Here is an 8,003-nt window from a genome sequence, read left to right as displayed (position 1 = left end):
GTAAGATGCTCATCAGTTTGTCGATCGCTCCAGATGCCCGCCACTGCTTGTAATGCCAATATACGGTTGAGTAGGGGGGCAAGTCCTTGGGCAAGTCTTCCCAATTACAGCCATTCTTCAGTTGATAGAAGATGCCATCTAAGAGTTCTCTTTTTGTCCAATTGGAGGGTCTGGTCTGCTTCTTAGGTGGCAATATAGTCGGCAGTAGGGGTTCAAGGATTTCCCACTCTTCGTCTGTTAGGCTGCTAGAGTACGGCATGACTGCTGGATACGGCTTTTGCGGTAACTGTACTTCAAGATAGTAAAAGATGTCAAATGGGTTCTATATAAAATTAACGGAAGTGCTTTATCTAAAATAAAATAAATGCAAGCGTTATCAAATTGATTAACTTCTGTAGCAAAATTTAATGGCTGGAGCGGCAAAGTCAAAGGGTTAATAGTATCAGGATCTAGCTGACATTCGCAAGGGAGAGATGTGATATCAAACAGTTTTGTTTGTCTTCTAATTAAATTATTTTCTTTTTCATCCTGCTGAAATTCAAAAATTCGTGACTTGCTCTCTAGCAATACCTTATTACAGTTAATCGGTGGAAGATATCTCAAATTTTTTAATGTGTTTTTTGAGCTAAATTCAGTGTTTGAAAACAAAGTTAACTGCTCGACAGATTCTTGGTGATGCACCCAAATTAACCAAACTATACTTCCTCTGTCATAGCTTCGCAATAATGTTGGGTCAATATTGCTACAGTGTAGAATAGATAAAGATTTAAGAAAAAGGTGTCAAGAAAATTATGTATTTATACTTATTTATTAAGTATAAATCTTCCCCGCTCTCTCCCAAAGTACATAAAATTTACAACCAAGATTCAATGGACAATGCCCTTACTTCCCGAATCCTCTGAAAGTCGCTGTCGGCTGACACAACGGTAAGACCGTGTTGTAGAGCTACAGCAGCAATCCAAAGATCATTTTCATCAAAGCCTAGATCAGTGATTTTCGTTTTTCTCCGCTTACTTTTCTCTTTCGGTGCAAATTGATTGAATAAAGCGGCTTTCAGTTGCCCGTAGATAGTAGCAGTAAATCCATCAACGTTGTGGATGTATATACCCGTTAGAAAACGATCAATGAAGGCTAAGTTACTTTCCTTGCGTTGAGAACGTTCTACCATGTCTATCAGTTCCCCTTGAACGATGGCGCAGGTTGTAATCACAGAATTTTCCACCTCCGCAAGGCGACGAAGCACATTGGCATTACCAAGAATTGCTTGACTACAGTGATTTGTATCTAACAAGTACATTATTCAAAGGGGTTGTCGTAATCAAATTTGGCTTTGCCACGAGTGGCATAAACTAGCTCAAAACACTCTTGTAAATCATCGCCTGACCATTGACCAATTGTTTTTAAGTGTTCGAGCAGTGAGCGACCTGTGGAATTTACTGGAGTGTGGTCGGCAGAATCTGCCACAGATGAAACAGGCTGTGTTTGGGTTTCCTTCGTTTTCAAAAAGCGTAAAAAGTCTAACGTTTCAGTCAGAATGGTATCTGAGGTGGATTCAATTTCGATAAGAAGCAATTCTTTGATAGTCATAGTGGGTATCTCCTAAAGATGCATGGGAAATCCAGGAATAGCTGCATCAGTCTTTTTCATTATTGCAGTAGTTTCTTTCAGCTTTAGTACAATGCGTTCCAGGCATTCAACAAGGGGTCAGTCTAATTTAGAATTTCGCCTTGGCGTAAATTCGTCAATTAGTAAATCTATATTTTCACCTTGCTGCCATTTCACCCAGATAGCCATGAGAAAATCTACCAATTCGCTTTTATCAATTTCTACGCCACGTCTTTTGAGTTTGAGTAATTCTTCCTCTACATCTAAATCTGTTGAGCGTTTGACATAGTAAGTGCGCCCAATCCAAGCATCATCAGACCGCTTTCCAGTTGCAGGTCTGCCACGTTTGCGTGGTTCAGAATGAGTTGGTGCTGGTGTGGGTGGTGTTGGAGTTTGTATCACGTTACTCTCTACGGTTGCTTCTGTTGGTTGTTCTAGCTCAATTTGTGGTTCTTCTTTGGTTTCAAATAATTTTTTAAAAGGGCTAGGCTTGGTCATGACAGTATCTCCTTACCCACTTCTTGATACTCGCGCCATGCTATTTTGCTGCTGCGGTCTTTTACTTGATAGACTGGCAACCCCTCCAGTGCCGCTTTTTCATAAGCAGCAAATCGTCTAATCCCATGTTGAAATAGTGGTATTCCTTCTGCTTCCAATGCTTCCCGTGCCTGCTGTCCTGTTAAGCGAGGGGCAGGAGGAATAATTGTAAGCAATACACGATAGCGATCGCTACCCAATGATTTGAGTGTACCTACAGTCTGCAACAGTGCATCCATCGCTAAAGCATCAGGAGTAGTAGGCAGGATTAATAGATTGCATCCGTCAGCGAGTGCTTCTAAATCTTCCTGGCTTGGTCTAGCAGCTGTGTCAATAACCACATGGTCAAAATTACGGCTGTGCATAGGAGCTTGTAGTAAATCTACAACTTTAAAGGGTAATGCTCCTCGCTTTGCCCATCCTGTAGCACTGTGGTTTGGGTCGCCATCAACTAGCAAAGTGCTGCCATGCTTAGATAGAAAGCAAGCAATATGGATGGCGCTTGTCGTTTTGGCGACACCTCCCTTGAAACTGGCAAGGGTGATAATCACGAGATGTACTCCAATAAATGCTGCTAGTTTACTCTTAAAATGGCGAAAATTTGTATTTGTTTATTTATAGAATGTTAGCTTGGCGACAATATAAAATTTCACCAATTCAAAATTCTAAAATTTTCCAAGGAGCAACCATCAGCTTGGATGGACTAAACCTGAACAGAAGACAGTTTAACTTTCCGCCTAACTGTCATGTTGTTTAACTATAGTTGTATTGGCAATAATACAAATTATCAGCAATACGTATTTTCAATAATTCATATTTTCGCCAATTCAAAATAATAAGCAGTATATCTTACCACCATTATTTCATGGCTGTATGGGCGATTGGCTCAAGCTACTCAAGAGAAAAGCGATCGCACCCACATCATCACTGGTTAACTAATCATCTATTGGATGCTCCCGAATTGGCTTCTATGTCATCATAGAAAACGAGAATTAATTCGGTGAGTATTTTTGTTTTTAGTATTGACAGGCTTTCCCCTTTTGGTATTTACAGACTTTTCTCCGAAATTTAAATCTCTACACGCGCTTTTATTTTGGAGAAAATCGATGTCAATTTATGTAGGCAACCTCTCTTACGAAGTTACACAAGATGCATTAGAATAATCGTTATTATGTCTGCAATCGGACAAAGTTGTATTATCAGAATATCTTATATCTTTGTCCACTATCACGGTTATGTCTGCGGTAGTGGACAAAAACGCTTGTAGTATGATGTAGGCTACAAGTTCTACTTTTGTTGCTGCTCTAGCAGATTTAAGGACTTGGCTAACTGGGAAGGAATATCCTTGGGAGCCAGCATCACCTCAATCAGCACACATCTTCCCTCAGTCTGAGCCTGGTGAGCCTGCGTCAGGGCCGTCTCTAACTCTGACTCAGTACTGACCCAGAGACCCAATGGCTTTTGCTTCTGTGTGAAGATCGTCGCCAGCTGATGATAGTTCCAGGATTGAACTTCGTTATAGTGCATCTGCTTCCCATCTACCCGCATCGCGTTCTCAACCTGATAGTTGTTATTGTGGAGCAAGAAGATGATGGGGTTGAGTTCATGGCGTAAGATAGTCGAGAGTTCCTGTGCAGTAAGTTGGAAGGCACCATCTCCAACCACAAGCAAGTGGCGGCGGCTCTGGTCTGCTAGGTGCGCCCCAAGGACAGCCGGCAGTGTATAGCCAATCGCCTCCCACGTGTACTGAGTCACGATCCTGGTGCGGGCTGGCATCGTCACCCCCGTAGCCCCAACAGTACACGTACCCAGCTCGACGACGACGACATCATCTGACTCAAGGAAATCACCGAAGCGCTGCCACAAGCGATCTTGCTTGATGGGGGTATTGTGTTGTGGCTCAAATGGCACAGAGTTGGTGCGAGCCTGTTGGGAACTAAAGGCGAACTCGCGGTGGGGAACCTGCTGGCTTAACTCGATCAGCACGTCATGCAGGGTCACATTCGGATAGTTAGATCCTGCGATCGCCGCGCTTTTGATCTGGAGATCTACTACGTGAGGCGATTGCAAATCGAAGGCGGCACATCCAGTATTTGTTTCATCGTGCTGAATACCCAAGCGTAGCAGCAGATCGGCTGATTCGATCAGTTGATTGACAGCACCTTCCATCCCTGCCTGGTACATCCCAAGATATTGGGGATGGGTTTGATCTAGTAAAGCCGACTTGCCTGTAAAGGTTGCTGCGAAAGGAATGCCACTCTTGTTGGCGAAGGACTCAACTAGCTTTGTCAATTGATTTGAACCAACCGGAGAATCAATGAGCATCGCGGGGCACTGTGCAGCACTCAGCAATGGCAGCAAGCTCGAGAGCAAGGCCGCGAGTTGCGTTGGATCGCTCACAGGCTCAGACAATGCCAGCTTTTGTGTGGGCGCTTCTGCGGGCAGACCTCCCACATCTCTGGGAAGCTGAATATAAACTGGCAGCTTCTCTAACCAACATGCCTCAAGGACGCGATCAATTTCTTGACAAGCATTCTCCGGTGTGAGGAGCGCCTGAGCCACCGTGAATTCTTTGTAGATCCTGGGAAAGACACTAAAATCCCCGTGCAGACTGTGGTGTGTAAACAGTCCCTTCTTCAATGCTTGTGTGGCAGGATGACCAGCGATCGCCACCACCGGAACCCCTTCGGCGTATGCACCCCCGACACCGCAAGATGCACTCAATTCTCCGACTCCACAAGTCACCAAAAACGCACCAATACCTCGAATACGTGCGTAACCATCGGCAGCGTAGGATGCGTTGAGTTCATTACATGTGCCGACCCACGAGATATCCTGATTTTTCTCAATGCAATCAAGCAAAGGGAAAGCATAATCTCCCGGCACACCGAAGATGTGACCAAGCCCCAATTCCTTGAGACGATCCAACAAATACGAGTTTACCGTGTACTGTGTAGACATGTTCATGTTCCTTTTTTTCTTTCAAAGTTGTGTGGTCAATGTGACCCCCAATGCACGATTAGATTTTGTAGGCGTTGCAACGCCAACGGCACAAACCGGGGGTCGGTCTACTGAAACGATCTCCCCACTTTAAAAGCAGGGCTGATTCGTTTTCTATAACAAAACACTCAAGCTTTCGAGTCCATGTACTCTGATATTGGGAAGTGGTTTAAGAGGCTCTTTTGAGTCAACGCGGAGGTTAGGAAATTCCTCCAGTAAAGCTTTGACCCCAATCTTGGCTTCTAGTCGAGTTAAAGGTGCGCCCAAACAGAAATGAATTCCATTACCAAAGGCAAAATGTTTATTCGGTTCTCGATCAATGATGAAGCTTGAGGCATTGTCAAAGTGAAGTTCATCTCGATTGGCAGAAGCTAGCCACGGGTGCACAAGTTGCCCAGTCGGAATTGTCTGGTCTCCAATTTGGGTTTCTACTTGGGTGAATCGATTCAAAAAAGTAACCGGGGAATAATAACGCAGTACTTCCTCAATTGCACTCGGTAATAGAGACAAGTCATTGCGTAAGCGTTGGTTTTCATCGGGATGCTCATGCAGACACCAAATGGTATTGGTAATCAAGTTAGTTGTAGTCTCATTCCCGGCTGTCAACAGTAGGATGCAAAAATCCACAACTTCCTGTCCGGTCAACTTTTCTCCCTCTTCATAAGCCGCAATTAAATCGCTGATCAAATCTTGCCCTGGATGCGATTGCCGCTCTTTCAGTAATTGGCGGAAATAGTCAGCCATGTTTTTTATCGCTGTTGGATCGCTAGCTAATACCCCGTCTGACCAGCGCTTGAAGTCTGACCGCTGATCAACGGGTACACCGAGAATTTCTCCAATCACGAAGATCGGCAGAGGTGAGGAGAAAGCTTGGATTAAATCGACCTGTTTGTGTTGCTTCATTTGATCGAGCAACTCGTGAGTCAGTTCGGTAATCCGAGATTCCATAGCTTCGACTCGATGCGGAGTAAACACCTTTTGTACGAGGGTGCGTAGTGACTGATGTTTAGGCGGATCGGTCTGGGGCAAACTCTGAGTAAAATCTTCTCGGCCGAGGGGTTGGGGCGATTTAGATGAAAAGGTTTTCCATTCGCTTGATACTCGTTCCACATCGTCATAGCGAAACACCATCCAAGCTTGCCACTCTTTGTCATAGAAAATCGGCGCTGACTGACGCATTTTAGCGAACCAGGAATAAGGATTCAGCAGAAATTGTGGATCGGTGGGTAGAAATTGTAAATCGCTAGTCATGACAAATCTCCTTGTGTCAAAAATTGCAAGTTAAAGTGAGTCAGATGCTGGCACTATCTGACGTATCATCTACGAGAAAAAAATCTGTTGTGGAATTACGGAGTTGCGCTGAATCCAGATGTAATCGAGACAGGTATGACAACAATCTCCAGACGCAAACACCAAATTAGGAAAGCGTCTAAATCAAGCCTTTTTAAGACCGTCTCAATTACGAATTACTCTTGTGCTAGTTTCAGCAGAATTTCAATGACTTGCTTGTGCAAAGATTCCTCTGGAACTCCTAAACCAAAGAGGTAGGCGAAGGATAGACCATTGAGCGCTAGACGAATCAAAATAGCGATCGCCGGATCGAGTCCACTTGCTTCAATTTGTCCTTGCCAATCAGCGAATTTTTCTTGCCAGGGCTTAAGTAATTCTGGATTTTCCGCAACCGCTGCAAGTAAAGCCGATTGCATTGGACTAGAGTGAGTATTATGATTTTCAAATGAGCGGATATAGGCTCTTAGCCAATGTCCTGGTGTATTCGGTGCATCATCTTGCTCTAATTCATACTTGAGTGATGTTGTCTTTTCATCAATTAGCTGTTGCAACATCCCAGCAATCAAGGTTTCTTTGTTGGGAAAGTGGTAAAGTAATCCACCTTTACTGACACCTGCTTCGCGGGCAACTGCCTCCAACGTCAATGCCTTTGAGCCATGAGCTACCATCACTCGCGCCGCTGCTTCTAGCAATGCATTATAGGTGACAGACGTAGATTTTGTTTTTTTGCTAGTGATCATAGAGCTTGAATGATGGAACTAGATAATTTGTCTGGCGAACATAGTTTGTCTGGCAACGAGATTGTTAATATCTTCTCTCATTGCTTCGTCTGTGGGGCAGCAAGGCTAGGATTAGATTTATTGGGTGAACTTGCTCTGTTTGAAAATCGGTGGGATGTAATCATACAGTCTAAAGTTTCATCCAACAAATCTGTAGCACGTCGAACCTGCGGATTTTGAGACAGCAGCGAATTGCTATGGGAACCCAAAGCAGTTTGATCAAAAAAGGGATTTGCAATGGTAAACATAACGTTCTCAATCCAAGATTGATATAGATTGGATTCAAATATCTACTATTGGTATACCGTCTGGACGGCTTAAATTTATATTACCGTCCAGACGGTAAAGTGTCAACTAGGTAGTTTAAGATTTTGGATAATTAATTTCTAGGAAGTCCCTTAGAAAGCATTCTGACTTTTCCCGTTAAGTCTGTTTTGCAAGCTGCCAGCCCTCACAGAGGTCGTGTAATTTTAACCAACCTCGCCACAGTACTTGAGAGGCTATTTATAAAGTAAATCTAAAAGTGAGGAAAAAGAGGTTACGGCAAGTATAAGATACCTTGTAGACAGTGTATTTACATAGTTACTCATGGCGCGAAAGTTTTACCCCACAGACTTAACTAATATGGAGTGGGAAATCCTGTCTCCCTTAATTCCACCAGCTAAAGAGGGAGGCCATCCACGTACAACAGATATGCGTGAAATATGCAATGCTATCTATTATCATTTGAAAACGGGATGTCAATGGAATATGCTTCCAGGCGATTTCCCACCAAGTTCAACGGTATACAAC

General features: G+C 43.7%; 11 protein-coding genes. 2 read left to right on the top strand and 9 right to left on the bottom strand.

Annotated elements, in window-relative coordinates:
* The 9 genes from I8752_RS20625 to I8752_RS20585 form a co-directional block, all read right to left on the bottom strand.
* The coding region (locus I8752_RS20625) for a transposase (RefSeq protein ID WP_214434163.1) at positions 1-259 on the bottom strand (259 nt) is incomplete at its 3' end.
* Positions 238-603 (bottom strand): hypothetical protein, encoded by a 366-nt coding sequence (locus tag I8752_RS20620; protein ID WP_214434162.1) that lies wholly within the window; start codon positions 601-603, stop codon positions 238-240. The genes I8752_RS20620 and I8752_RS20625, both read right to left, overlap by 22 nt.
* A 250-nt stretch (positions 604-853) precedes the next feature.
* Positions 854-1,297 carry a type II toxin-antitoxin system VapC family toxin gene (locus I8752_RS20615; RefSeq protein ID WP_214434161.1) on the bottom strand — a complete coding sequence of 148 codons (444 nt, stop codon included), beginning with the start codon at positions 1,295-1,297 and terminating at the stop codon, positions 854-856.
* Positions 1,297-1,587 carry a DUF2281 domain-containing protein gene (locus tag I8752_RS20610; protein ID WP_214434160.1) on the bottom strand — a complete coding sequence of 97 codons (291 nt, stop codon included), beginning with the start codon at positions 1,585-1,587 and terminating at the stop codon, positions 1,297-1,299. Before I8752_RS20610 ends, I8752_RS20615 begins: the two co-directional genes overlap by 1 nt.
* Positions 1,588-1,704: 117 nt before the next feature.
* Positions 1,705-2,103 carry a hypothetical protein gene (locus I8752_RS20605; protein WP_214434159.1) on the bottom strand — a complete coding sequence of 133 codons (399 nt, stop codon included), beginning with the start codon at positions 2,101-2,103 and terminating at the stop codon, positions 1,705-1,707.
* On the bottom strand, positions 2,100-2,693 hold the full coding sequence (locus tag I8752_RS20600; RefSeq protein WP_214434158.1) for a ParA family protein: 594 nt from the start codon (positions 2,691-2,693) through the stop codon (positions 2,100-2,102). Before I8752_RS20600 ends, I8752_RS20605 begins: the two co-directional genes overlap by 4 nt.
* A gap of 736 nt (positions 2,694-3,429) precedes the next feature.
* Positions 3,430-5,103, bottom strand: coding sequence for an alpha-keto acid decarboxylase family protein (locus I8752_RS20595; RefSeq protein WP_214434157.1), 1,674 nt, complete (start codon positions 5,101-5,103; stop codon positions 3,430-3,432).
* A gap of 153 nt (positions 5,104-5,256) precedes the next feature.
* Positions 5,257-6,393 (bottom strand): cytochrome P450, encoded by a 1,137-nt coding sequence (locus I8752_RS20590; protein WP_214434156.1) that lies wholly within the window; start codon positions 6,391-6,393, stop codon positions 5,257-5,259.
* A gap of 215 nt (positions 6,394-6,608) precedes the next feature.
* Positions 6,609-7,172 carry a TetR/AcrR family transcriptional regulator gene (locus I8752_RS20585; protein ID WP_214434155.1) on the bottom strand — a complete coding sequence of 188 codons (564 nt, stop codon included), beginning with the start codon at positions 7,170-7,172 and terminating at the stop codon, positions 6,609-6,611.
* 9 nt (positions 7,173-7,181) lie between these two features.
* Between I8752_RS20585 and I8752_RS20580 the strand changes: the two genes are divergently transcribed.
* Both I8752_RS20580 and I8752_RS20575 read left to right on the top strand, forming a co-directional pair.
* On the top strand, positions 7,182-7,391 hold the full coding sequence (locus I8752_RS20580) for a hypothetical protein (protein WP_214434154.1): 210 nt from the start codon (positions 7,182-7,184) through the stop codon (positions 7,389-7,391).
* Positions 7,392-7,799: 408 nt separating this feature from the next.
* Positions 7,800-8,003: transposase (locus I8752_RS20575; protein WP_214434153.1), on the top strand; the 204-nt coding region annotated here is incomplete at its 3' end.

The organism is Dendronalium phyllosphericum CENA369 (assembly GCF_016056275.1).
GTDB classification, from domain to species: domain Bacteria; phylum Cyanobacteriota; class Cyanobacteriia; order Cyanobacteriales; family Nostocaceae; genus Dendronalium; species Dendronalium phyllosphericum.
The sequence above is the reverse complement of the archived record's forward strand: the minus strand, read 5'-3'. Positions and strand labels throughout refer to the sequence as shown.

Bases quoted from the DNA above. Each gene is read 5' to 3' on its own strand.
- I8752_RS20615 (WP_214434161.1), bottom strand. From the start codon at position 1,297: ATGTACTTGTTAGATACAAATCACTGTAGTCAAGCAATTCTTGGTAAT.
- I8752_RS20610 (WP_214434160.1), bottom strand. From the start codon at position 1,587: ATGACTATCAAAGAATTGCTTCTTATCGAAATTGAATCCACCTCAGAT.
- I8752_RS20605 (WP_214434159.1), bottom strand. From the start codon at position 2,103: ATGACCAAGCCTAGCCCTTTTAAAAAATTATTTGAAACCAAAGAAGAA.
- I8752_RS20595 (WP_214434157.1), bottom strand. From the start codon at position 5,103: ATGTCTACACAGTACACGGTAAACTCGTATTTGTTGGATCGTCTCAAG.
- I8752_RS20590 (WP_214434156.1), bottom strand. From the start codon at position 6,393: ATGACTAGCGATTTACAATTTCTACCCACCGATCCACAATTTCTGCTG.
- I8752_RS20585 (WP_214434155.1), bottom strand. From the start codon at position 7,172: ATGATCACTAGCAAAAAAACAAAATCTACGTCTGTCACCTATAATGCA.
- I8752_RS20580 (WP_214434154.1), top strand. From the start codon at position 7,182: ATGATGGAACTAGATAATTTGTCTGGCGAACATAGTTTGTCTGGCAAC.